This window comes from Chloroflexota bacterium (assembly GCA_026710945.1).
GTDB lineage: Bacteria > Chloroflexota > UBA11872 > VXOZ01 > VXOZ01 > VXOZ01.
Map to the genome: position 1 here is coordinate 114922 of JAPOQA010000054.1, position 24248 is coordinate 139169.

Genomic DNA, 24248 nt, shown 5'->3' on the forward strand with positions numbered 1-24248 from the left:
TTCCTGACGTTTCAAATGCGAAAGGCAAAGCCGAATAACCTGGATAGAGTTGTAGGTGCTTGAAGCTTTATAATTAAGTTAAATGCCGAGATCGGCCAGTTGTTCTGCGAGACTGCCGCCTGTAGCTTCAGTTGTGGTCTTGACCGCGTTCCAATCCTCAAGACACCAGACTTCAATGCGCTGGTATAATCCGATAACCGCCACATTCGCTGTGATTCCGGCATATTCGCGCAGGTATTGTGGAAGAATTGTCCGGCCTTGACCGTCCAGTGACAGGTCTACAGCTCCCGAAAAGAGCAGGCGGCTCAGGGTTCGCACATTTGGTTGGGTTTGCGGTAGCCGGCTGACCTTCTCCGCAAGTGCTTGCCACTCAATGCGGGGGTAGATGACTAAGCACTTATCAAGGCCGCGCGTGACCACGGCGCCGTCCGCAAGCTCTTCACGAAACTTCGCCGGAATAGCGAGACGTCCCTTCTGGTCCACCGTGTGTTGGAACTCGCCAAGGAACAAAGTTACCTGCCCACTAAAGGGGACTTATCCACACTTCCCCCCACTTCTCCCCACATTTATCCACAAGCACAATTGTAGCTGTCGCTGTTGGCGAAGGTCAAGACTAACTGTCAAGTTCTTGAAGTGTACTTTTTCGGCTGTGCGGCGCGCTCTTGGGCTTATTTGGCTCAGTTATGGTCGAGAAAAATGCCTGAGAATTCTCTAGGATCCTCATGCGCCAAGTCTTGGGCGCGTGTGATACAGATTAGCTGTCAAGACTATGATCTGGCTGTCCGGCACGATTTCCGAGATTGCCGCGCATGGCGACACGATTGTGGTGCTGGGCGCACTTTCGCTCGGGGAGCACGTGGGCAGTTTCGCCTCTCGTAGAATCAACCCATGCGCCCACGCGGAGCTACGTTTGGCAGGCCGCGGAATTGCGCGAAAGGCTGGCGGCATTCTCATGATCGTCTGCGCTACACTAGAGCAAGGCGGCAGGAGAGACGTATAGATGACTGGCGAAGTGTGAAAGTGAAGCGAGCAGTGCTTTCCAGGCACATGAAGACTACGGAAGAAATCACTAACTTCGCGCAGAAGCTCGGCTTTCGCCCGGTGGGCATCGCGCCGGCGCATCCATTCACCGAGACCCGTGCTACCGCCCGTGCCCGTCTGAAGGCCGGCTATCTCGATGGTATGGCTTGGTATACCTCGGAACGAGTCGAGCGCGGCACACGGCCTGATTGGCTGCTCTCGAATGCACGGTCAATCATCTCGCTTGCTCTTCCCTATTACGTTGGCGAGCAGCGGTCAGATTTGCCGCGCTCTCACGGTCCCAGCGGCGTCGTGTCACGCTACGCGTGGGGCAGGGACTACCACAACGTGCTACGGAAGAAGCTCAAAAAGCTGGTGTCTTTTCTGGAATCGAATCACGCCTCTGCACGCTTCTTCGCAGACACAGGTCCTATCCTCGATCGCGCCGCAGCATTTCGCGCCGGTGTCGGCTGGTACGGCAAGAGCACCATGATCTTGACGGAGGAACAAGGTACATGGGTCTTTCTCGCCGAAGTGATTACCGACCTGCAGTTGCAATACACAGAGCCTCTAAAGAAGAATTGCGGGAGTTGTACCCGGTGCATTGACGCCTGCCCCACCGGCGCAATCGTGGCTCCCTACCAGGTTGATTCACGCCGCTGTATTTCCTATCTCACCATCGAGAATCGCGGCGGCATACCTCGTGAACTCCGATCACGTATGGGTACACGTGTCTTTGGCTGTGACATCTGTCAGGATGTGTGCCCAGTCAATCGCTACCTGACTGCCGATGCCGATGACGACTTCCTGCCGCGGCCCGGCGTCGGGCCCACCATGCCGCTGCTTCCCTTGCTGGAGATCACCGATGAGGAGTTCAAGGATCGCTTTCAGGGCACGCCGCTCATGCGCACGAAGCGTCTGGGATTGAGGCGAAATGCCATCGTTGCGTTGGGCAATGCAGGCGACCCGGTGGCAATTCCCGCGCTTCGTCGCATTCTCATGGACGAAAGTGAGCCCACCATGCTGCGGGAGCACGCGGCTTGGGCGCTAGGCTGCTTCAGTGAGGTGGCTGCAAGCGAGGCTTTGGGCCATGCCTTGGAGCAGTTGCTTCCACCTGTGGTGCGAGTTGAAGTTGAGGATGCTCTCCAAGGTCGAAAGTCGTCAGAAGCCGCCGGCGACTTCGCTCACGCTGCGGCAGAAGAGACTTCAATCTCGCCGTCAACTGTGTGAGGGAACCAGGTCGCGAATAGACTATTCACATGGCGACCGTAAGTAATGGGCCGCCTCATCCCATTGAATCAAGAGTCTATTTCATCGTTCCAGCGAACTGTGGCGAAAGGATCAAACGCAAAGTGATCAACCGTCTGTCCCTTTTCCAAGTGTTCGGTCACGATAGTGCGCACGTCCCGCGGGAGGATGTTGCAATACAGCGTTCCTTCGGGATAGACTTGCAAAACCGGCGCCCGTAGGCAGTGGCTGAGGCACGTCGCCGTGTATACGTGTATGCGATTCGTGAGGTCTTGTCGCTCGATCTGTTTCTTAAGCTCGGTCAAAATGCCGCGGCTCTTTTGGTCGGAACAGGACGGGCCAATACACACGAAGACTCGCCGTGGCCGACTATCCGCGTCCCCAATTCTTGTATCGAGTTCAGCAGGAGTATCTCGCGTCTCACCCGAGGTTCCTTTGCCTCTCGATGCTGCGTGATACTTTCTCCGCTTGCGCGATTCTCGTTTCGGCATGTCCCACTGCCCTTTGGTGGTCCCTTTAGAGCTGCGGCTAAACCAGCGTAATCTACAAGCGATCTAGCTTGCCGCTCTATCGCATGCTGGCGTGACGCTACTCTGCAGGTTGAACGAAGATTCAGTTCGCCGCTTGCTAGCTGATGCTGACCGTCTGATCGCCAACGCACAGCTCGCTAGCGTCGGCAGAAGGCGCAATATGGGCGACCGTGGCTATCGCACCGGGAACGATGTCATCGCGGCCTTCATCTCCCAAGGCGTAGATTGCTTCCAAGTAACGCTCGATGCCTGCCGTAGTGGGTCGAGCCTTCGATGCTTGCGCTTCTCTGCCCATAACGACGCGAATCCTCATAAAAAAAAGAACTCTAGTAATGCAGTACCCTAGCAAAGGGCACAGGCTGGGATTTAGTATACGGTGCACCCAATGCTCTGTAAACAGTCCATCTAAGTCGGAATGGAGGTTGTAGCGCACCTCTTCTCATTCGGCAAAGCGGCTACAGTAATTCCTATTTCTCCGTACGTTTGAAGCTTTGCTTTTCTCAGTTGAGGACAGCACCAGGGTCAAGTATCTTAGAGTGCAGCATTCATCTGCAGTCGAATTTGGCGGTAAGAATATAGTTAGCTACGACTACATCATCATCGGCAGCGGTATTGCCGGACTCTACGCCGCGCACTACGCACGCCAATTTGGTTCCGCGCTGATCTTGACCAAGGGTCGATTGTCACAATCAAATACACGATATGCGCAGGGCGGGGTAGCGGCCGCAGTTGCCTCTGACGATAGCGCCGCACTGCACTGGGAAGACACTATGGTTGCCGGCGCGGGGTTGTGCGACCCGGAAGCCGTGATGGCAATGGCCTCCGAGGGCCCCGCCTGTGTCCGCGAGTTGATGACCCTTGGTGTAAACTTCGACACCTTGCATGGTGAGATCAACTTGGCTATAGAAGGGGCGCACTCCGTGCCCCGCGTGCTTCATGCGCGCGGTGACGCGACCGGCGCAGAGATCGAGAGTGCCCTCTCGCGCTATACGCGCCGCTCCGCGGTAACTATCCGCGAAAATCATCTCGCCACGAAATTGCTTGTGCAAGGCCAGCGCTGTGTCGGGGTCGAGGCGCTAAATGTGCGAGACGGCACATTCCACACATTTCGCTCCCGCAATGTCGTATTGTGCTCCGGTGGCGGCGGACAACTCTTCGCCTATACCACGAACCCAAGTATCGCTACGGGGGACGGCGTTGCGCTGGCGTTTCAGGCCGGTGCGGGCATTGCGGACATGGAGTTCTTTCAATTTCATCCCACCGCGTTGCGAAAATCGGGTGCGCCGTCGTTCTTGATCTCCGAGGCCGTGCGCGGCGCGGGAGCGCATCTGCGCAATAGCTGCGGTGAACGGTACATGGGCCGCTACCATGATCGTGACGAACTAGCTCCTCGCGACGTGGTCGCGCGTGCCGCCGTAACGGAGATGGCCCGTTCAAAGAGTGGCTGCGTCTACTTGGACATGCGGCACTTGGATGCAGAGGAATCGCGGACGCACTTTCCCACGATCTATTCACGTTGCCAACGGTATGGTATTGACATTACGTCCCAGCTCATTCCCGTAGCTCCAGCGGCCCACTACATGACGGGTGGGGTGCTCACCGATCTTCATGGACGGACATCATTGCTCGGCCTTTATGCGTGCGGGGAGGTTGCGTGCAGTGGTGTACATGGCGCTAATCGTCTGGCGAGCAACTCTCTGCTTGAAGCGTTAGTATTCGCGAGGCGTATTGTATTGGACACGCAAGGCGTGTCCGTACCGGAGTACGGTATGCCGGCAAGGGATCAGCCGGCACTCGCGCCGAACTCACACGTTCGCATCCCACTTCCCCCCGTGTCGACAGGCCGCAGGCGCGCAGGAAGTTCCCTGCCAGCGCTCAAGCAACTGATGTGGCACAATACGGGCATCGTGCGCGAGGAACGGGGCCTGCGAGAGGCGGAAGGCCAGTTGCAGGAATGGCTTGCGCGGACGCCGGTAGGCAGGAGGCGGCGTCAATGTGAATACCGCTCATCGTTGGTGATGGGACTGCTCACGACGACTGCAGCTCGCTTGCGAACAGAGAGCCGAGGTGCGCACTATCGCCAAGACTATCCCGAATCGAGTGATGCATGGCGCCATCGCATCGTAATCTATCCGGGCACGTGAAATATCCCTGAAACAGTCTCTGGCAAGTAATCGCGGCGAATTGACGGACCAGCCATGAATAGTGCTCAATTGCCCATTTCATCAGATGTCATCGACGATTTCGTCCGGCGAGCCCTAGCAGAAGACGTAGGCGCAGGCGACGTTACAACACAAGCCCTTGTCCCTGCAAGCCAAGTAGGTGTGGCGGTCGCTCATGCCAAGCAATCCGGTGTACTGGCGGGAAATCCGATCGCCGCAAGGGTCTTCACTCAACTGGATCATGCCGTACGCGCAACATTGCTGCACGCGGACGGAGAATGCCTCAAGCCTGGTGAGACCTTCCTGCGTGTGGAGGGACCGTTGCAAGCAATTCTTACAGGCGAGCGTGTCGCCCTCAACATCCTCCGACACCTTTCGGGTGTGGCCACGTTGACGAGGGCTTTCGTCGAGGCTGTGGCAGGCACGGATGCCACTATTGTCGATACCCGCAAGACCACGCCAGGCCTGCGACTGCTGGAAAAGTACGCTGTTCGCATTGGCGGCGGCCATAACCATCGCATTGGTCTCTTTGACGGCGTACTCATCAAAGATAATCACATCGCCGCGTGCGGCTCAGTAACTGCGGCAGTGAGGAGAGCGCGGTCTTCAGTTCATCATCTGCTAAAGATTCAGATTGAGGCCAAGACCCTGAAGCAGGTTGCCGAGGCACTGGAGGCAGGTGCGGATGGCATCCTGCTCGACAACATGCCGCCCGCGAAGATGGCACAGGCGGTTGCACGAGTGCGGGGCAAAGCATTCACGGAGGCTTCAGGTGGCATTACGCTCGAGTCGGTGAGAGATGCGGCCTGCGCTGGTGTAGACCTCATCTCAGTGGGCATGCTTACGCATTCGGCAGCGGCATTGGATATTAGTCTTGATATTGAAGGATAGGTAAATGACCTCGGCGCTTGTATTTGAAAGACAGTACCGCACTCCCTCATCTGAAGGCTATCGAGTGCACAAGAATGGTGAGCAGCTTGCGCAGATTGAACTTCACTATGCGCACACGGTCGTCTATTGTACCTTGGTCCTGTTCCAAGACCTCTCCGAGCACGAGCAATTCGGCGTTATCGAGGAAATCGACAATCATCTCGTCCATTCGGCCGAGGTTCCGCGCGAAGACCTAATGGTAACCGTCTATCGGGGAGAAGAAGCCGGGTTCTATAACGACGACATGTTCAGCCACATGCGTGGGGAAGAAGAGATGCAGAGCGCGCCAAGCCAAGAGATGGATGACTCAAAGCCGTACGGAATCTGAGGGGCGTTCGTGAGGTCAAGAGCAGCTACTTGACTTGCACCAAATTGACCGATCCCTCAAGCGCTAGCAGACGTTCTTTCCACGGCAGGCCGCGCGTGTACCCCCCGTAGCTGCCGTCGCTCGCAATCACGCGATGGCAGGGAACAAAGACGGGCAGTGGATTCTGTCCCAGCGCATTGCCAACCGCCCGATACGCCTGGGGCTTGCCGATTCGTCTTGCTATTTCCTGATAGGTCGCGAGCTTTCCGTACGCGATGGCGCTCGTCTCTTCCCACACGGCCCGTTGGAACGCCGTACCGGCCAGGGAGACGGGTACGCTGAACGAAATTCCTTCCCCCGCGAAGAACGCATGTAGTTCTTGCTCGGCGGCTATGGCAATATGCTCAGCGTCGTCATTGGCTCCAACGGGCGCGCCAAGTCGCTCTTCCAGTGTCTTACCTGCTTCCAGCATGTTTTCGTGCCCAAATGTCGCCTCGCAGATGCCCGTAGCCGTCGCCGCAACCGCAAACCATCCCCACTGCTCTCCGGCGTCTGCCAAGCGTACCGCACACCTGCTTTGGGTTGAACGGAGCAAGTTCCGCTTCTTGGGTACTTGCGCACTGGTACGAGCCATTGCTGTCCTTTCGGGCCGGATGACTCTGTTTAGGACAATGAGACGAGGACTCTTGACCGGCGCTACACCCTGGCTCCGGGCACCGGCACGGACTCCAAGAGTTCCAGGACAACGTCGTTAGTACTCGTATTCCGTACTCCCGCTCCGGGACTGACGATCAAGCGGTGAGCGAGAGTTGGTACAGCCATGTATTTCACGTCGTCCGGCGTGGCGTAATCGCGTCCCATAAGGGTCGCTCGCGCCTGAGCTGTGTGGTCGAGCGCCAAACTGCCACGCGGACTTGCGCCCAAGTACACATCAGGATGCTGACGGGTCGCGTTCACGAGTTCCACGATGTACTCGCGCACGAGGCGATCGACATACACTTCCCGCGTGCGTTGTTGCATTTCGACCAATTCGCGCACTTCCACGACCTGGCTAATTTCATCGAGCGGTTGGGCACGCTGTTGTGTTTCGAGAACGGTCATCTCGTCGGCCCGACGAGGGTAGCCAAGCTCAATGCGCATGAGAAAGCGGTCGAGCTGCGCTTCAGGCAAGGGGAAGGTGCCTTCGTACTCGATTGGGTTCTGCGTTGCCAGAACGAGGAAGGGCTTTGGCAGGGGAAAGGTCTGACCTTCAACCGTGACGTTGTGCTCCTCCATGGCTTCGAGCAATGCTGACTGCGTCTTTGGCGTGGCGCGATTAATCTCGTCTGCGAGCACGATCTGCGCCATGATCGGTCCCGGCCGAAACTCGAATTCGTTCGTCTTTTGGTTGTAAATGAAGACACCGGTAATGTCGCTGGGCAACATGTCGGGAGTGAATTGGAGTCGCTTGAAGCTGCACCCAATCGAGCGCGCTACGGCTTTGGCGAGCGAGGTCTTGCCCACGCCGGGCACGTCTTCAACCAGGACATGTCCCCCACAGAGCAGGGCAATGAGGGATAGCTCTACTTCCGCATGCTTACCAATGATGACTCTCTCGACGTTCTCGATCACGCGTTCAGCAAAGTCTTGGATTCCTTCCATAGTGGTGACCTCACCCTTCTCGGACCGCTACTGGAGAATATGACTCAAGTATACACGCTGCTCCCGTTGCACTAATGACGCAAGCTGATTGCTGGTGCAATGTGCGCCGTTCTGCGGCGGGAAGGCACGGTACCCCCAGATAATACATCTCGCTTGCCTAGCTTCATTCTAGCTACTATGCTGAATAAAACCTGAGACAAGCCAAAGGAGTAGGGCAGTGACCGTTGCGCAAATCGGACTGCGGGGTAGAATCGCGCGAAATGAAACACTCTATGGAGTCTTCGTAGATGCGCCTACCGTTTCGCATGTGGAGACCCTTGCCATCGCAGGATTTGATTTTGTCATTCTTGATCAGGAGCATGGCCACATCAACGCCGAGAGCCTCGTGCATCTCGTGAGCGCGTGCGATCACTTTGGCATTGCTTCCCTGGTTCGTATTCCCACGCTGGCATCCTGGCTGATTGGCCCGGCGCTCGATTGTGGTTCGTCCGGTGTGCAGGTGCCTTTTGTATCGAGTGCGGAAGAGGCAAGAACCGCGGTTGCTGCCGCTCGATTTGCGCCGGACGGGGAGCGTGGCGTGCACATCTTCCTGCGCGGCGGTCAGTACGGCGCGCTGGGTGCAGAGGGCTATTTTCAAGTTTGCAATGAGAATCAAGCCGTTGTGCTCCAGGTTGAAGGTACGCGCGGTGTGGAGAACCTGGAGGCTATTGCCGCGGTGCCGGGCTATGACTCGATTTTCATTGGACCGTACGATCTCTCTCAATCTCTCGGTGTAGCCGGCCAAACAGGTCATCCTCAGGTGGTCGACGTTATCGAGCGAACTGTGAACCTTTGCCGGCAGCACGGCAAGGTGGTCGGTACGTTCGTAAACACGCCGGAGGATGCGGCCAAATGGGCCAAGCGCGGCGTGAAGATGGTCTCCGTTTCCTGCGACACGAACATCTTCTATCGCGCTTGTACCGACCTGCGCCGCGCCATTGATGACGCTGCAGAAGGGTAGTTAGCGAGAATCTGAAAGGTGCTCACGATCGTGCAGGCTGGAAATTCCTTCCTTGTGCCCTGAGTTGATCAAGGTGCGCGGCTGTTGCGGTCGGTCTAACTTGAAAGTCCCTCGTGGGCCGTACGCAATTCTGCTTAGAGTTGCACGTGCATGAACTCTCTGCCCAGAATGATTTCGCCGCTGAACTGGGAGGCGACTTCCGCGATAACGCGTTCCGCTTGCCCCGGCGCCGGATAACCTAGAGTTTCGGCGCCAATGGCACGTGTATGATGCACTAAGACGAGGCGGTTCACTCGCGCTTCTTGAGCGACGCGACCTGCGGAGATCGTCCCCAGATTCGAGTCTCGCTCTTCCTCTCGCACCTGCGAGCGAGCCATATGGCACATGGCCACCATGGTGTCTGCATCTTTGGCTAGCTCGATCAAGCTCCGTCCCGGTCCGGCATCGCCCGTAAAGACGATTGAGCCATCGTTGCTGTTGAGACGGTAAGCCAGCGAATTGAGCCAGGGCTGAACGTGCTTGGTGGCGGCGCAGACAACCTCCCATTCGTCGCTTCGGCACACCTGTCCGGGCCCAACATTCCTTACATCTACCTGGGGCGGCGTGCGCGGCAGCACTCCGCCGCGCTGTTGAAAGCCCTGTACGCTCACCGGATGGTTCATTCTTGCCTTGATATCAGGTGCAAATGCGCCGGTATCGGGGTCAATGAGCCGGGCCGTAAACTGCGCTGTGTCATTCGGGCCATACACTTGTAAATTGGCTACGTTGCCGTAACCCGTATCCCAGCGGGAGAGCAGAAATCCCGGATAGTCTGCAGAGTGATCGTAATGATGATGGGTGAAGAAGAGGTAGCCGATCTCCGCAGGAGCCATTCCCATCTTGAGTAGTTTATAGGTCGTTGCCGGCCCGCAATCGAACATGAAGTTTTCATTGCCTACGCTCGCCACATATGACGAGCCATACTGTGTGGCGCTCAAGCCGGGTGTGCCTGACCCCAATATCATCAATCGCATTCCAGCCTCCCTGGCAACTCCTGCTTACTTCCTTGTATGTCGCCCATGTCGCTATACAGCGGTAGGAGAAAACCTACCTTGGCCTGTTGGTTTGAGTCGTGGAATTCATTGGGCCGGAGCGCTGGCACATATGTGCAGTCACAACAGGCGAAAAGGAGATACTGTGAGGACGAATTTGTGGAAGGTACCCTTGGCTGGTGATTCTAAGTGGTCCCCGCTTGGAAATGAGCGCAAAAGGCCAATTCCCTCGGTCAGTCCTTCCACCACACAGTCCAGAAGTCGTCCCGCTCGGCGGGAAAGGCAACCCGCGCGGTCACGCCGCCGCTGGGCACATTTTCAATCTGGAAAGTGCCGGATAACTCGTGACTGACCAGTTGCTCAACGATACTTAGGCCGAGCCCAGCATGCGTCTGCAGAGCAAAGCCTTTCGGCATCCCTTTCCCGCTGTCCCAAACGTCCACTGCGATCATTTCTTCATCCTGGGTTGCCGAGATTCGGATGCTGCCCTCGGCTCGGTCAGCAAAGCCGTGCGTAACGGCATTTGAAACCAGCTCGTTGAGAGCAAGTGCGAACAGTGTAGCTTGCTTGGAGCCGAGTTTGATGGGCGCGGGAGCTATCGTGAAGGCAATCTTCAAGCTAGGTGGCACGAGGTCGCTCAAAACAATATCCATAATGCGATTGGCAATCTCACCTACCGTCGCCAGGCCAATATCCTCTTCCGAAAAGAGTTCGTGAACGGCTGCGATGCTTTGGACTCGCCCTGCGCTGAGGGCAAGAAGACCGGCTGCTTCTGAAGACTCTGCCCGTCGCATCTGCAATGAGAGCAGGGAGGCTACGGTTTGGAGATTGTTCTTTACCCGGTGTTGCATTTCGCGCATGAGCACGGCCTGCGTTTCTAGCGCTCGCTGTGCTTCCTGATAGAGGCGTGCGTTTTCAATTGCAAGTGCGGCATCGTAGGCAAAGGTTGAAACAAGCTGGATTTGCTCCTCGCTAAACTCACGCCGATCCACGGCGAACACACTAATGCCGCCGAGCACCCGATCACGAGCGATGAGCGGCACGCAGAACATGGAACGGACACCTTCAGCGGTGAGTTGGGGATACGCGGTGGCCATGTGAGGATCTTCGAGCAAATCCTCAACTCCCACCGGTGTACTCTCGGCAACGGATTGTCCAATCGCGCCTTCACCCACTTTGACCCGCATAGTCTTGTACTGTTCGCTTAGGTTGTATCCCGCGATGACAAAAAGATCGTAGGACGTTTCATCCAATTTGAAGATTGCCGCTTTATCAGCGTTCGAAAGCTCCGTGGCGTGGCGTGCAATCATGTCGAGCACCTGACTGAGGTCAAGACTTGAACCAATCGAAGCCGAGACCCGCTGCAGTGTTGTGAGCTGGCTCACTTTCTCCCGCAATTTCTCGTCAGTTTGCTCATAGAGGCGGGCATTCTCAATCGCAATGGCAACATGCCCGCACACAGTCTCAGCGAACCCAATTTCCTCGCTCGAAAATCTTCTAATGTTGCGAGTCAGCAAACTGAGAACGCCAATGAGCTTGTTTACCGTGTAGAGAATGATGGGAACAGTGAGCATTCCGCGAAAAGGTTTGTCCTCTAGCTCCGGATGATGAAGGTATCGCGGGTCCTCCCACGCGTTTTCCAGTGCTACGGGCTCGCCGTGCTGCGCCGCCCACCCGGCAACACCTTGCCCAAGATCGAAATGCACGCGTCCGACTGCATGGGGGTCAAGGCCTGTGGTGGCGCGCAACGTAAGTGAATTCAAGCTCTCATCAAACAGATAGATGCTGCAGTCATCGAGCTTGAGCACGTCCGTCACTGCCCGCACGGTCAAGTCCAACACTTGCTCGAGGTCTAGCGTGGAGTTAACGACGTTGTTGACCCGCTGGATTGCGGTGAGATGGCCTACCCGAACCTGCAGTTCTTCCGCCGTGGACACTTCCTGCGCCTGCGAACACTCGTGTAGACGTGCCAACAGTGCGCCATTTACTCTCTGCAAGAAATCGAGCAACTTGGATGAGTCGTGCTCTGAATACAGGGCGAATTGGGGAGCGAGCTGTAAAATGCGTCCGCCGATGGTCTGCAATGCATTTGTCACCGCGGCAGGATCTCGGAGACGATCAATAGAGGAAGCGATATGCAGCGATTCAAACGGGTCCGGCTCTTCGCAAACTATCCGCGCAATTGTGCCCTTCTCTTTGTCGGAGAGCACAGATTTGCCATCCAGGAGCCAGCGAACGAGATCACTTGTCCGGTACTGCAATGCCATTTCACGCTTCCCAAAGATGGTAAGCAACTTCAAAACGAACACATCTGAAAAAGCCCGCGAACAACTCAAGCGGCGGGAATGAGCACTGGTTAAATGCCACTCGTGATCGTAGAGGGCAGGCGGTCAACGTCACTGAAACACCCAAATCTGATACTATCATGCCAGTGCGTGGCAGGGGTGTCACGCACGTACTGCGGCAAGTCTGCCATCTTCCACAACGTTGTCGAGGGATGTATGTCGGATCGAGGCTTTGCCTGGGAACCGTATGGTGACTATCTCGCACGCTCCCGTGTACGAGAGTTTATGGACTGCCATGGCATCCCGACGTGGCAGGAGCTCATTGCACGCTCGCAGCGGGACATTGCGTGGTTCTGGGACGCAGCATTGAATCATCTTGGCGTCGAGTGGACAACACCCTATGAAACTGTATACGACGATTCCAACGGCATGCCGTGGACTCAGTGGTTTCCAGGCGGCACCCTGAACGTTACCCACAATTGCATAGATCGGCATGTCCGGGACCAACGTGGAACGGAGACGGCGCTCGTATGGGAAAGCGATGCCGGCGAATCTCGAGTTCTTACGTACCAGGAACTTCACGAAAGTGTGTGCCAGGTGGCGGCTGCCATGCGGAGCATGGGCATCGAGTCGGGCGACGTGGTCGGTTTGTGTGCACCGGTCTCGCCAGAATCTGTGTCCGTCATGTTTGCCGCCATGAAAATCGGTGCAGTCTGCATGCAAATCGCCGCGCGGGCGGTGCCGCAGGACGTCGCAGAGTCTCTCAATCGCGGACGCGCCAAGCTTCTCTTTATGGTCGATGCATATCCACGCGCCGGAAAGTGGACCGACTGTCGGCCGACGCTTCGCGCCGTAGCACAAGACGTGCCTACGCTCGAACACGTCGTGTTGATCCGAAGACTCGACACACCCAGCAAGTTGGCGGAGGACGTGCTTCGGTGGCCGGACTTTGTCGCCTTAGGGAAGCGTCAACCGGTCTGTGCGGCTGTGCCGGTAGATTCCGAGCATCCAAACCTCATCCTTTTCACCTCCGGCACGACCGGCAAGTCGAAGGCCATCGTGCACACCCACGGCGGGTCGCTGGCTCAGATCACGAAAGAGGTAGGCTATGCCTTCGACTGCCAAAGTGATGATCGCTTCTTTTGGTTTACGAATTTTGGCTGGATGATGGCGCCATGGGAACTCATTGGCGTGCTCTTCTTCGGCGGCACGGTAGTGCTCTATGAAGGCACGCACGTCTACCCGACGCCCCACCGGCTCTTTGAATTGATAGAGAGGCATCGCATCACGATCTTTGGTCTGGTACCGACCGCAATCCGTCATCTTGCCGCCGTCAACGAAGACTTCACCATCCATGATAGGTCGACTTTGCGTATCCTCGGGTCGACCGGAGAGATTCTAGATAACCAGGCGTGGTCTTGGTATTTCAGCATCTTCGGTGAGGGCCGTTGCCCACTTATGAACATTTCCGGGGGCACCGAAGTGATCGGCTGCCTGCTGTCGCCGCTGCCGATAATGCCGCTAAAGCCCGGGACCTTGGGCGGAGCAGGGCTGGGCATGGATCTGGCGATCGTAGACGACGAGGGTCGTCCGGTTTCCGGTGGGCCGGGCAACCTTGCGTGCCGACAGCCGTTTCCGTCCATGACGCGTGGTTTCCTTGGGGAACCGGAACGATACCTCGAAACTTACTTCTCACGCGGCAACGACTTGTGGCTCCATGCCGACCGTGTCGAGGTCGATGCCGATGGTATGTGGTACATTCTCGGTCGCAGCGATGACCTCATAATCCGCGGCAGCATCAACCATGATCCCGGCAAGATCGAGCAGGCTTTGCTTGCTTACCCTTCTTTCCCGCGTGTGATCGAGGCGGCAGCCATCGGTCCGCACGACGATAAACTTGGTCAGCGCATTGTTTGCTTTGTGGTGCTCGAACGCCCCCTCGGTGCGATTGAACCGGTGGCTTTCGCGCAGGACTTGTGGGAGCATGTGGGCGTCGCATATGACATTGCCGGCAGACCGGACGAGATATATGTGGTTGACGCCCTGCCGAGGAACTTGGCGGCAAAGACTCCGCGCGGATTGATCAAGCGAGCATACGAAGGGGAGCCCTTGGGAGACCTGTCCAAGATCGACAATCTGCAGGCGCTCGTAGCAATTCAATCAAGACATAACTAGAGGAGAACTGGGGAGTGCAAGCTGACGCAATTCGCAGGGCAACCGTGGTTGGCGCCGGTCTCATGGGCGCCGACATCGCCGTGGTCCTCTCAATGGCAAGTATTGCCGTAACGCTCGTAGACATATGTGAAAGCCAATTAGAGCTTGCACAAGCGCGCATGCGTGCAAGCATGGATTCGCTCGTTCAATGCCATCTGGCGACACAAGCACAAGCCGAGGAGGCGCTCCGCATAGTAAGCGGGACAACCAACCGGGCAACTGCGGTGGAGCACACGGAATTCGTCGTCGAGTCTGTGCCGGAAGACCTTTCACTGAAGCAAGAGATCTTTGCCGCATTGGATGCTGAAGCGCCGCCAGAGGCGATTTTGACCAGCAACACGTCTTCCCTGTCGATCACAGCGATGGCTGCCGCTACGGGACGCCCGGAGCGTGTGGTTGGCAGCCACTTCATCTTGCCAGGGACAGTGCTTCCGCTGGTGGAAGTCGTTCGCGGCGACCAGACGAATGACGACACGATGCAGACAACCTACGGCCTGTGGCAACGCGCAGGAAAGCAGCCGGTAATGGTGCAGAAAGACATACCAGGGTTTATACACAACCGGCTGCAGCACGCGCTGAGCCGTGAAGCAGTATCACTTTGGGCGAGTGGGGTGGCCTCTGCAGAGGAGATCGACGCGGTTGTCGTCAACGGCTTTGGTCTGCGCCTGGGTCGGGTCGGGCCGCTAGCGCAGCGAGACTTGGGCGGCATGCTGATGAATGTCGCAATTGCCGCCGCTCTCTACCCTTCGCTCAGCACGCTCGATGACGCGCCACAGGCCATGAAAGAGCTTGTTGCGCAAGGAGCACTAGGATTGGAGTCAGGACGCGGCTTCCATGACTGGAGCGGGACCGATCCTCAAGCTAAGCGTCGCGACGTTGAGCGCGCGCTGTTGGCAGACATCCTGCACCGCCAACGTACTCTGGGCGACACTGATCGTTAGCCTGCCCACAAATATGTGCCTGTTGCCCACCTGATGGCCGAGTCGCTTCCGAGTGAAACGACTATCCTCCTGCCGCAAACTGAAAGTCACCGAATCAATTTGCCTGTCGCAAACTCAGGTCAATAGAACGACAGGCCGACACATTTCGGTAAATGCGCAGGTCTATGCATCGTCGAGCGCGGCGACGCCTGGGAGTGTTCGTCCCTCTAAGAACTCAAGCGTAGCACCGCCCCCGGTGGACACATGAGTAATCTTGGCTGCCACGCCGCACGCCTCAATCGCAGCTACCGTTTCGCCTCCCCCAACAATGGACACCGCCTGGGATTTTGCGAGTGCGCGGGCTATGGCAAAGGTGCTGCCGGCGAAGCGTTCTTGCTCGAAGAGGCCGAGCGGCCCATTCCAAAGCACTGTCCGCGCTGATGCCAGGACAGCTTCAATCGCCTTCACAGTCTCCGGGCCGAGGTCGCCAATCATTGCGTCCGGGGGTACGTTTGCAATGTTGACAATGTAAGTCGCCCCCGTGGAATTGCTTATGTTTCCGGTCACGGCATCGGTGGGCAATAGCACATCCACGCCGGATTCTTCTGCGTGCTGCAGGAACTCTTCGGCCACCGAAAGCTGCGCATCCTCGACCAGGCTCTTCCCGACCGCCTTGCCTTGGGCTTTGAGGAGTGTATTTGCGATGCCGCCGCCGGCTATGAGGACGTCGATGCTGGGCAAGAGGTGCGTGAGCACGCCAATCTTCGTCGAGATTTTGGCGCCGCCGATCAGTGCAGCGAAGGGCCTTTCCGGTGACTGCAGCAACTGAGCAAGCGTGGAAATCTCTTGTTCCATAAGCAGTCCGGCTACGCTTGGCAGAAACTCGGTCACCCCTACCGTTGAAGCATGGGCGCGGTGGGCGGCGCCAAAGGCGTCGTTTACGAATACATCGGCGAGTGATGCCAATTGCCATGCAAATCCCGGGTCGTTTTCTTCTTCCTCCGCGTGAAAGCGTACGTTCTCCAAGAGCAGCACGCCTCCCGGTTGCAATGCCTTTACGGCTGCTTGTGCTGCCGGGCCGACACAGTCGGGAGGAGAGTGAACCGGAATGTCTAGCAGATCTGAAAGGCGCGCGGCAACCGGTGCCAATCGAAGTGTGTCTACTGTTACACCTTTTGGCCGACCCAGATGGGAAACGAGGACTGTCTTGGCCCCGCGCTCACGCAGAAGGTCTATTGTGGGCACTGTTGCGCGCAGCCGTGTGTCGTCGGCAACGGTCCCTTGTGCTAAGGGCACGTTGAAGTCTACACGTACCAACACTGTCTTGTTTGCTACGTCAATGTCGCAAACTGTCTTCTTCATCAATGCTCTTCCTGAGGAGCGAAGTGGCGTACTTTGTGCGTAATTTACATAAAAGAAACCGTGGGTGCACAACCCACGGCCCTTTCATCGAAGCCAGCACGTCAGTCTATCTTCGGGACAATTAGACAGCCGCCTCTTGGGGGATTGTTTGAGCGACGCGGGCGGTTAAGTCGGCAATGCGGCACGCATAACCCCACTCGTTATCGTACCAGGAGAGCACTTTCACCAGCTTGCCGGAAACCTGGGTTGACGGTAAGTCTATAATCGAACTCCGGGAGTCTCCCTTGTAGTCCATACTGACAAGCTCTTCGCTAGAGCATCCAAGTATACCGTTCAAGCTTCCTTGGGCGGCTGCCTCGAACGCGTCATTCACGTCTTCAACCGTCACGTCATCGGCAACTTCGCACGTGAAATCAACGACGGATACGGTGGGCGTCGGCACACGAAGTGCAAACCCGTCGAGCTTGCCCTTAAGATCGGGAATCACTTGCACTACAGCCCTTGCCGCTCCCGTAGTTGTGGGGATGATGTTGAGTGCAGCGGCGCGCGCTCGGCGCATGTCGCTCTGTTCAAGGTCGAGAATGCGCTGGTCGTTGGTATACGAGTGGATCGTGTTCATGAGCCCTTGTCGGATGGTGAACGCATCGTGAAGGACTTTGACCACGGGCGCGAGGCAATTCGTCGTGCAGGAAGCATTGGATACGATGTGGTGTTCAGCCGGATCGTAGGCTTCATCATTTACGCCCAGGACCAGTGTCACGTCTTCTTCCTTGGCCGGGGCCGAAATGATCACTTTCTTTGCTCCCGCCGCTAGATGCTTTGCGGCAGAAGCGCGATCGGTGCCGACACCTGTTGCCTCGATGACAACATCGACGTCCAAGTCACCCCACGGCAGAGCAGTCCAGTCACGTTGCGAAAGGGCGTGAAGGTGCCGCCCGTCGATTGTTAGACCTTGGTCGCTTGCGTCAATCTCGCCGTTGAAGCGTCCGTAGTTACTGTCGTACTTGAAGAGATGCGCGTTAGTCTCCGCGCTTGCAAGGTCGTTCACCGCAACTGGGTCTAAGTCCGGCGCCCGCTCCAAAATTGCCCGCAGAGCCAGTCTACCTATGCGACCAAATCCGTTGATAGCCACTCGTGCCATAAGTACGTTATTCCCCTCTCCGCTCCCGGGTGTATTAGCCATAGGGCGCGCGAAACGTATGTCTGTATCTCCTGTTAGGAGACCTCAATCGGTTCTGCTTCAGCTCGTTTGCGTTCTCGCTTCGTTGGCCCATAGTCACTATACACCTGCATCACGGCCTGGGCGAGCTTCACCGCACTGTGCTGATAGGGAATCTCTACGTCAATTACGTCGGCCGTGATGACCGACACCCCGTCGATTTCGCGCTCTTCCGCGGGTAGTTTTACAAGCTCATAGGTACCATTCGCCGATTGGATGGACGTCTGGTCATTCGCGAGCACGAGCTTACAGACATCGGACGGCGCATGCTGTTTGAGCGCCTCCAGGTGCTCTGCCACACCATAGTGGCTCGTCTCCCCTGGCTCTGTTGCAACGTTGCAGATGTAGAGCTTCAGAGCCTTAGACTTGGCGACTGCCTGAGAGATCTCCGGCACCAGTAAGTTGGGGAGCAGGCTCGTATAGAGACTGCCCGGGGCAAGAATAATGTAGTCTGCATCCAGGATTGCCTGGCTGGCTTCACCGAAGGCAGTGGGATGCTGCCGATCGAGATAGACTCGTTTGATGGTCGATCCCGCGTCGCCAACTGCGGATTCACCGGAAATGGTGCGACCATCTTCGAGTTCGGCGCAAAGCTTGACGCTCTCGAGCGTTGAAGGCAGGATCTGGCCGCGTACGGCAAGCACCCGTGAGAGTTCCCGTATCCCCGATTCGAAGTTTCCCGTCAGGTCGGCCATGGCAAGCATCATGAGGTTGCCGAGGCTGTGCCCTTCCAAGCCGTTGCCCTTGCTAAACCGGTAATTGAGCATCCGCGTCATCAGAGGTTCTGCAACAGCCAGCGCGCCGATGCATTGACGCACGTCACCCGGTGGCAGGGCGCCAAACTCGCGCCGCAGGCGACCGGACGATCCACCGTCATCAACCACCGTCACAATTGCCGTAAGGTTGTTCGTATACTCCTTTAGACCGCGCAAGAGCACCGCTTGGCCGGTGCCTCCCCCAATCGTAACGATCCTGGGACCCGTCTTGAGCAGTCGACGAGCGTACACAAGGTCTACCAGCCTCTCACTTCTGCGAGGCTCAGCAACAACCTCCATCAGCGAGGCATTGAGTTTCCAAATTGCCAAGACAATGAGAGCTAAGCCTACGGAGCCTACTAAGAGTTCTCGAAACGGATGGGGTATGAACTGAAGAGTTACGGCTTGCACCGGATCGGTGAAAGGCTCAGGAACTGCGACATTCCTGTATATCCAGGCGAGCGCCATGGCGCCGGATAGAGCGAAAGCCATGAACCCCGCGATCAGTAGCACAATCCACCGTTTTACGTGCATTCCAGGGTAGAGCCACTTACGTGAAGGAAACATCTTGCTATTGGCCTTTAGTAGAACTGGGGCACGAGAGAGTCGACGACCTCGCGCCAATGGGTGAGACTACGGCCCGTCGCTGCTGATAAGGGCAGCGGCAAGTCTGGTGCGATTGTTGCTGGGATGCGATCCCTGAGGAGCAAGAAGAAGCCGGAAGGGGAGTAGGAACGGGGGTTAGTCTTGCCATGCTGCAATGCAGAGCATGGAAATGTAGAGCGTGAGCTCATTTCGTTTTTCATCGTACGTTGACGAGAACCAATCCTACCCAAGAATGCTTGCAAGACTAGCAATTCACCATGAGGTATATGCACGTGCGCTTGGCGCTTGCAACTGTTCTCCGCCAACTAGGACCAATCGGGGACGAATGCAGTGTGTTTGCGAGAAGGACTAAGGCTAGGATAATGCAATATCTTGAATGCGGAAACGACTGTCAGGACTTATCCCTATTGAGCAGTCGAGCGCGGTCTCATTTGAAGCGATACCGGCTTCGGCTCCGCTTCGTTTTCGCAAGCGCGATCAATTGGAACGTCTGGTTCCTTGTCACTTTGTTCGACGTAGTTGTGTTCGATCAGCCACGCTTCAACATCCTCACCGGACACATCGATCAACACGTGGTCATCGATCGCAACACAAGGTTGCATCGTCTGGCCGGTGCGCTGTACCATTTCGGCAAAGTGCGTGGCGTTATTGATAATGTCGCGATCATCGAATGTGAGGCCATACTTTAGAAACACGGCGCGTACCCCGTTGCTCCAACCACAAAACGGCTTCATCCAGGCAACTATGGCTGGGTTCTCGGAGCTACTGTCTCGGGGTTCCACTTGTGCTTGGGCCATCACCTATCTCCTCAGACCGTCAATTACTCTTTGCCATAGTACCGGTAACTGCGTGCGAATTTAGTATACAGCAAATTGTAGCTGAGTGCCACTCATAGGAAAAAGAGTCTACGTCACCGCATCCTCAATCCAGACGGGGCTCGACCACGCCGCATTGCCGTCCCTCTGAATGACACGTACGTAGTAATAGCATGGCGCCCCCGGTGAGCGATCTCGCCACGTGAACTCGCAAGCTGTGCCTTCACCGGTGATGGAATAGACCTCTTGGCCGTCGCGGATGATGTCAACGCGGGCAATCTCGTCCGTGCCAATCACCGCAACCGTTAGCGAGAATGCTGTGGCCAATGCCGTGGTGCTGCCCATGCACGCGCCATTGACGGCAACGTCGAGCAGGATGTGTTGGCCGGTTGTGGCATATGTGCGGCGGGCAAGCATAGCTTCCCACAATGATTCACGTGTGCACTCGCTTGCCAGCACCGCGGTCAGACCGCCTACCGGCCTTAAGCGGAAGTTGATGCCACCCATGGTATCCATACTCGAGCCCGGATGGCCGCGGTGGTTGTCGGTGCCGCCGACAAAGCCGAGGCGCAGCCCTTTCGCCAGTGCGCTGCGCGCCGACGACCCATTGCCGCCCAAAACTACTGGCGCACCCACTTCTTCAACCTCGAACGAGCCGCGCAATTGGCATATCTCAACGTGCAGTTGAAACTCCGGGTGGTGCACGTCCCAGTCTGTCGGCTGCCAGCGGCCGAAGGTCGTCCCGCCTTCCGAGTGCGTGTTCGGATGGTGCGGTATGACCAGTGCGCGACCGGGCGGCAGTTGGTCCCATAGTTCGTTCGGATCATCGGGTGTGGGACAGGGCCTGTCGTCGTCTAGATAGTAGACGTTGCGGTGTCCGTGGGACCCGGCCCTACTGTACTCATAGGCAAGAAACGTCGCAAATTCACCGGGCACGTAGTACTCCCTGGCGCATTGCTTGCTGCGCTCCCAGTCCTTGCCGCCCTCATGGTCGGTAATCGCCACGAAGTCCAACCCGCTGATATGCCGTGCGTACCAGTAGGCGTCGTCAATGTCGCGCACGCCGTCTCCGGAGAGGTTGGTGTGATTGTGAATGTCACCCCAATAGATGTTGTATCCGGCCGGACGAAAGTGGGGAGCTACCGGCCAGCTCTTGCCGATGATGCCGCTGGCTTCGTCCCGTGCCCGCACAAGATAGACTCCATCCCGCGCCGGGACGTTAATGCTTGCGTCCGCTAGTCCCCGTTCTTTTGTTGTCGCATCCGCTTCAGCTTCCAACTTGCCGTCACTGCCGCCGACGGTCTCAAGCTTGAGCGCCCCCTGAAAACTATCGCACACGTTGCCAAATGCGTCCCTGGCATGGACAAAGACCTGCGCTGGACCCTCGCCTGCCTCAAACTGCGGCACCACCAGGCCGAGCGCCGCCGGCGCAGCGGGCACGACATCTATTGCCGGTTGCCGCCGGAGTGAAAAGTGGCGGCCACCGCCACGCACCGGGTAATCCGGATTGCTATAGTCGGTGTTTCCTTCTATATCCACTCCCACTTCAAAGAACGTGTCTACGCTGACGATGTCTTGCGCCTGTGCCGGTTGACGAAAGCCGGACACGTAGCTGCCCGCATGACCCAAGGTGACGGTGAGCGTGTCCCCGCCGCGCAACGGCTTACCTTGGAGCACGGCATAGATTACGGGATACTGGGAGTGGTGATAGGAAAGCGGATGGCCGTTTACGACGTTTACTTGCACGCTTGTGCCGGGAACATCCGTAGTTGCAACCACACTACCTACGTCCCACCGCTGTTTCTCGCGGTGCGGCGGGGCAATCCGCACGCCGCCGCCGATGGCAATGCCCTGCGCGCCAACGGTCACGACGATATCCCACGTGCCGTACTGACCAACCGTGACGGGGCCAGCCGGATCAATGTGCACGGTGTAGTCAGCCGGCGCTAGTCCGGCGGCCTGTTCATGAATGGAGTCTGATTGCACTGAATCACTCTCTTCATTGTTGCAGTACTAGTCTCAACTGTTCAGGTCGATCTCGCTCTCTCTATGCGGCGGCCAATACGCACTCTTCACTACTGTTCCACCAAGAATGCAGGCGCGCCACTCGGCAACACACCGGTTAGTAGCACCAGTCTCAGTGCTTTCAAAGCCCGGAGGCATTTCCCCACATGGTTGTTTGCGCGATTGGCTTACTCGGGATCTTCACACCTGGGAATTACTGGCAACACGATGTGCGAGGGGCGCCCCGGCTCGTGGAAGACTGTGTTATGCGCCTCTTCCAGCCGCGTGTGGCGGCCCAGTGGTTCCCCGGTGTTGGGATTCACGTCGAAGCGCGGGAAGTTACTGCTGGAGACATCCAGCCGGATGCGATGGCCCTGCGCAAAGACATTGCTGGTGGGATACATCTCGATGGCAATCGCCGTCGGCACGTTTGGCTCAAGCATTTCTGCCTGTTCCCGGCTATTGCGGTAGCGGGCACGCTGAATGCTGTCCGTGATATTCATGGCAAAGCCCTGGGGGTAGTCGCCATTGGGCGGATGCACATCGAGCAGCTTGACCGTAAAGTCGGTATCCACGGCGGTAGATTTGATCCAGAGTTTCACCGTGAGCGGGCCGGTCACCTCTATGTCTTCTTCAAGCGGCGGGGTCTGGAAAACCAGAACGTCAGGCCGGGCCGCGAGCGGCAGATTGCCGGTGTACCCGAAAAAGCGCTCGTCGCCGCGCTGGTCGTAAGCGCCCGCAACAAGGACTGGATCACCCGCCGAGAGGTTGCCGCCGATGGTTGGAACGGGATTGGCCGGGTCGAACGTAAATGAACTCTGCCTCTGCTGCTTGGTCGGCGAGGGTGTATCTAAGCTCAGACCGCCATCGGCGTGCAAGTAGTAAGGAGTCCACGCGGTGCGCGCGAGCGGCCACTCGTCTTCCGCGCGCCAGTATCCGCCGTGATCGAGGCGGCCGTCGCTGTTGCGCGTGCCGCTGCCGCCGCCCATGACGAAGATTTGCACCGGCTTGGTTTGCCCCACGCCGGTCTCTTTTCCCTTGAGCCAGTAGTCGTACCAATGCAGCCGCAGTTCGTTCATGTCGTAAATGGCGGCATCGCGGCCAAAGTCGACGTCACCTGCGTGGGAGACCTCGGCGCTGCCGGTGCCGTGGGTGAAGGGGCCCATGATGAGCGTCTGCGGCGATTCTTTGCGCTCGCTGAGCTCGACATAATTCGTGCAGGTGGAACGGGCGTAGGAGTCATACCAGCCGCCGAAGTAGACTGTCGGCACGTCGGCGTGTTCATCGTAGAAGAGCTCCGGGCCGTAGCCGGGACGGCGCCAGTATTCGTCCAGATCGCCGTGGGTGAGCACGTCAAGGTGCCACTGTTCGTAGCTGGGCAGCTCGGCGAGGGGCGATACGCCCTTCTTTAGGGGCGCATTTTCCACCCACTGCGCCACGTTGGCGAAGGCGCTATCCAGGCTCTGGCGCAGGCGCGGGTCGCTGAGCGCCTCTTTGCTGGTGGTCGCCATGCGGAAGGCATAGATCATGAAGCGCATTTCGCAGGCGCCATTGTGCCGCATGGAAGCGGTGTGGTAGTTCCACGGCCCTTCCTCCACGAACATGCCGGCCAGGCCGGGCGGGTTGAGCGACGCGAGGGCGCTCTGCGTGCACCCAGCGTAGCTGCAACCCGTGGTGGCAATCTTGCCGTTCGACCAGGGCTGCTCTACGATCCAGGCGCAGGTGTCGTAGCCGTCCGGCCCTTCGTCGCCAAAGGCGTACCACTCGCCCTCAGACGTAAACCGCCCCCGCACGTCCTGGATCACCACCACGTACCCCCGCCGCGCGTAGTAATGCCCCTTCCGCCGCAATCCAAGTCCCGTCTTGTCATACGGCGTGCGTTCGAGAATGACAGGGAATTCCCCTTCATCTGCCGCCAACCCCTTTTGGGTTAGACCGACATTCCCTTGACCGCCAACCGCCGGCAGTGCCGGACGATACACGTCAGTGCCCAGTTTGACGCCGTCTCTGGCGGTCATCATCACATTCTTCTCTACCACTATGCCGTAAAGTTGCGATGAACCTCGGTTAACGGTCACGTCAGTACCTCTTTCTCACTATTCAGTCAATTGGCCCATGCTGCCCAGACTTCGCGTAATAATCCTTGGTCTACAGTGTGCCAGAATCCAGAAGAGGTGGTCTAAGAAGTAAAGCTAAACT

21 protein-coding genes are annotated in these 24248 nt (G+C 57.4%); 8 read left to right on the forward strand and 13 right to left on the reverse strand.

What is annotated here, in order from left to right:
• Nucleotides 1-78: 78 nt before the first annotated feature.
• Nucleotides 79-510 (reverse strand): division/cell wall cluster transcriptional repressor MraZ, encoded by a 432-nt coding sequence (gene mraZ, locus OXE05_10900; GenBank protein MCY4437829.1) that lies wholly within the window; start codon nucleotides 508-510, stop codon nucleotides 79-81.
• Between the two features lie 259 nt (nucleotides 511-769).
• Between mraZ and OXE05_10905 the strand changes: the two genes are divergently transcribed.
• Both OXE05_10905 and queG read left to right on the forward strand, forming a co-directional pair.
• Nucleotides 770-1000, forward strand: a complete 231-nt coding sequence (locus tag OXE05_10905) for a hypothetical protein (GenBank protein MCY4437830.1) — start codon at nucleotides 770-772, stop codon at nucleotides 998-1000.
• 47 nt (nucleotides 1001-1047) lie between these two features.
• Nucleotides 1048-2250 carry a tRNA epoxyqueuosine(34) reductase QueG gene (gene queG, locus OXE05_10910; GenBank protein MCY4437831.1) on the forward strand — a complete coding sequence of 401 codons (1203 nt, stop codon included), beginning with the start codon at nucleotides 1048-1050 and terminating at the stop codon, nucleotides 2248-2250.
• A 68-nt stretch (nucleotides 2251-2318) separates the two neighbouring features.
• On the opposite strand, the gene OXE05_10915 is transcribed toward queG, so the two are convergent.
• Entirely contained in the window at nucleotides 2319-2759 is a 441-nt protein-coding gene (locus OXE05_10915) for a (2Fe-2S) ferredoxin domain-containing protein (protein ID MCY4437832.1), read from the reverse strand.
• A 136-nt stretch (nucleotides 2760-2895) separates the two neighbouring features.
• Nucleotides 2896-3093: a hypothetical protein gene (locus OXE05_10920; protein MCY4437833.1), complete on the reverse strand. Its 198-nt coding sequence runs from the start codon at nucleotides 3091-3093 to the stop codon at nucleotides 2896-2898.
• A 241-nt stretch (nucleotides 3094-3334) separates the two neighbouring features.
• Between OXE05_10920 and nadB the strand changes: the two genes are divergently transcribed.
• The 3 genes from nadB to OXE05_10935 are packed head-to-tail and all read left to right on the forward strand — an operon-like array spanning nucleotide 3335 to nucleotide 6218.
• On the forward strand, nucleotides 3335-4942 hold the full coding sequence (nadB, locus tag OXE05_10925; GenBank protein ID MCY4437834.1) for an L-aspartate oxidase: 1608 nt from the start codon (nucleotides 3335-3337) through the stop codon (nucleotides 4940-4942).
• Nucleotides 4943-4996: 54 nt separating this feature from the next.
• Nucleotides 4997-5851, forward strand: a complete 855-nt coding sequence (nadC, locus tag OXE05_10930; GenBank protein ID MCY4437835.1) for a carboxylating nicotinate-nucleotide diphosphorylase — start codon at nucleotides 4997-4999, stop codon at nucleotides 5849-5851.
• Nucleotides 5852-5855: 4 nt separating this feature from the next.
• On the forward strand, nucleotides 5856-6218 hold the full coding sequence (locus OXE05_10935; GenBank protein ID MCY4437836.1) for a hypothetical protein: 363 nt from the start codon (nucleotides 5856-5858) through the stop codon (nucleotides 6216-6218).
• Nucleotides 6219-6243: 25 nt separating this feature from the next.
• Here the strand turns inward: OXE05_10935 and OXE05_10940 are convergent, their stop codons facing one another.
• Both OXE05_10940 and OXE05_10945 read right to left on the reverse strand, forming a co-directional pair.
• On the reverse strand, nucleotides 6244-6756 hold the full coding sequence (locus OXE05_10940) for a methylated-DNA--[protein]-cysteine S-methyltransferase (protein ID MCY4437837.1): 513 nt from the start codon (nucleotides 6754-6756) through the stop codon (nucleotides 6244-6246).
• A gap of 137 nt (nucleotides 6757-6893) precedes the next feature.
• Nucleotides 6894-7838, reverse strand: coding sequence for a MoxR family ATPase (locus OXE05_10945; protein MCY4437838.1), 945 nt, complete (start codon nucleotides 7836-7838; stop codon nucleotides 6894-6896).
• Nucleotides 7839-8055: 217 nt separating this feature from the next.
• On the opposite strand from OXE05_10945, the gene OXE05_10950 reads away from it, so the two are divergent.
• Nucleotides 8056-8838, forward strand: coding sequence for an aldolase/citrate lyase family protein (locus tag OXE05_10950; GenBank protein MCY4437839.1), 783 nt, complete (start codon nucleotides 8056-8058; stop codon nucleotides 8836-8838).
• A 134-nt stretch (nucleotides 8839-8972) separates the two neighbouring features.
• Here OXE05_10950 and OXE05_10955 read toward each other — a convergent pair whose 3' ends face one another.
• The gene (locus OXE05_10955) at nucleotides 8973-9851 is read right to left on the reverse strand and encodes an MBL fold metallo-hydrolase (GenBank protein MCY4437840.1); all 879 of its coding nucleotides are present in this window, start codon (nucleotides 9849-9851) and stop codon (nucleotides 8973-8975) included.
• A gap of 251 nt (nucleotides 9852-10102) precedes the next feature.
• On the reverse strand, nucleotides 10103-12136 hold the full coding sequence (locus OXE05_10960) for a GAF domain-containing protein (GenBank protein MCY4437841.1): 2034 nt from the start codon (nucleotides 12134-12136) through the stop codon (nucleotides 10103-10105).
• Between the two features lie 93 nt (nucleotides 12137-12229).
• Between OXE05_10960 and OXE05_10965 the strand changes: the two genes are divergently transcribed.
• Complete coding sequence (locus OXE05_10965; GenBank protein MCY4437842.1) at nucleotides 12230-14329, forward strand: AMP-binding protein; 2100 nt, start codon at nucleotides 12230-12232, stop codon at nucleotides 14327-14329.
• Nucleotides 14330-14343: 14 nt separating this feature from the next.
• A complete protein-coding gene (locus tag OXE05_10970) occupies nucleotides 14344-15309 on the forward strand; it encodes a 3-hydroxyacyl-CoA dehydrogenase NAD-binding domain-containing protein (GenBank protein ID MCY4437843.1) in 966 nt (321 codons plus the stop codon).
• A 162-nt stretch (nucleotides 15310-15471) separates the two neighbouring features.
• Here OXE05_10970 and OXE05_10975 read toward each other — a convergent pair whose 3' ends face one another.
• From OXE05_10975 to OXE05_11000, 6 genes are all read right to left on the reverse strand, one after another.
• Nucleotides 15472-16653 carry a phosphoglycerate kinase gene (locus tag OXE05_10975; GenBank protein MCY4437844.1) on the reverse strand — a complete coding sequence of 394 codons (1182 nt, stop codon included), beginning with the start codon at nucleotides 16651-16653 and terminating at the stop codon, nucleotides 15472-15474.
• 118 nt (nucleotides 16654-16771) lie between these two features.
• Nucleotides 16772-17791 (reverse strand): type I glyceraldehyde-3-phosphate dehydrogenase, encoded by a 1020-nt coding sequence (gene gap, locus OXE05_10980; protein MCY4437845.1) that lies wholly within the window; start codon nucleotides 17789-17791, stop codon nucleotides 16772-16774.
• A 74-nt stretch (nucleotides 17792-17865) separates the two neighbouring features.
• Entirely contained in the window at nucleotides 17866-19191 is a 1326-nt protein-coding gene (yvcK, locus tag OXE05_10985) for a uridine diphosphate-N-acetylglucosamine-binding protein YvcK (GenBank protein MCY4437846.1), read from the reverse strand.
• Between the two features lie 443 nt (nucleotides 19192-19634).
• On the reverse strand, nucleotides 19635-20027 hold the full coding sequence (locus OXE05_10990) for a glutaredoxin (protein ID MCY4437847.1): 393 nt from the start codon (nucleotides 20025-20027) through the stop codon (nucleotides 19635-19637).
• 108 nt (nucleotides 20028-20135) lie between these two features.
• Nucleotides 20136-22031: a CehA/McbA family metallohydrolase gene (locus tag OXE05_10995; GenBank protein MCY4437848.1), complete on the reverse strand. Its 1896-nt coding sequence runs from the start codon at nucleotides 22029-22031 to the stop codon at nucleotides 20136-20138.
• Between the two features lie 206 nt (nucleotides 22032-22237).
• Nucleotides 22238-24127 (reverse strand): CocE/NonD family hydrolase, encoded by a 1890-nt coding sequence (locus tag OXE05_11000; GenBank protein MCY4437849.1) that lies wholly within the window; start codon nucleotides 24125-24127, stop codon nucleotides 22238-22240.
• Between the last annotated feature and the right edge of the window lie 121 nt (nucleotides 24128-24248).

What these genes read in the sequence shown, in the direction of transcription:
- OXE05_10990 (MCY4437847.1), bottom strand. Translation starts at nt 20,027, where the DNA reads ATGGCCCAAGCACAAGTGGAACCCCGAGACAGTAGCTCCGAGAACCCA.
- OXE05_10955 (MCY4437840.1), bottom strand. Translation starts at nt 9,851, where the DNA reads ATGCGATTGATGATATTGGGGTCAGGCACACCCGGCTTGAGCGCCACA.
- OXE05_10965 (MCY4437842.1), top strand. Translation starts at nt 12,230, where the DNA reads ATGCCACTCGTGATCGTAGAGGGCAGGCGGTCAACGTCACTGAAACAC.
- nadC (MCY4437835.1), top strand. Translation starts at nt 4,997, where the DNA reads ATGAATAGTGCTCAATTGCCCATTTCATCAGATGTCATCGACGATTTC.
- OXE05_10945 (MCY4437838.1), bottom strand. Translation starts at nt 7,838, where the DNA reads ATGGAAGGAATCCAAGACTTTGCTGAACGCGTGATCGAGAACGTCGAG.
- OXE05_10920 (MCY4437833.1), bottom strand. Translation starts at nt 3,093, where the DNA reads ATGGGCAGAGAAGCGCAAGCATCGAAGGCTCGACCCACTACGGCAGGC.
- gap (MCY4437845.1), bottom strand. Translation starts at nt 17,791, where the DNA reads ATGGCACGAGTGGCTATCAACGGATTTGGTCGCATAGGTAGACTGGCT.
- OXE05_10960 (MCY4437841.1), bottom strand. Translation starts at nt 12,136, where the DNA reads ATGGCATTGCAGTACCGGACAAGTGATCTCGTTCGCTGGCTCCTGGAT.
- OXE05_10935 (MCY4437836.1), top strand. Translation starts at nt 5,856, where the DNA reads ATGACCTCGGCGCTTGTATTTGAAAGACAGTACCGCACTCCCTCATCT.
- OXE05_10905 (MCY4437830.1), top strand. Translation starts at nt 770, where the DNA reads ATGATCTGGCTGTCCGGCACGATTTCCGAGATTGCCGCGCATGGCGAC.
- queG (MCY4437831.1), top strand. Translation starts at nt 1,048, where the DNA reads ATGAAGACTACGGAAGAAATCACTAACTTCGCGCAGAAGCTCGGCTTT.
- yvcK (MCY4437846.1), bottom strand. Translation starts at nt 19,191, where the DNA reads ATGTTTCCTTCACGTAAGTGGCTCTACCCTGGAATGCACGTAAAACGG.
- OXE05_10915 (MCY4437832.1), bottom strand. Translation starts at nt 2,759, where the DNA reads ATGCCGAAACGAGAATCGCGCAAGCGGAGAAAGTATCACGCAGCATCG.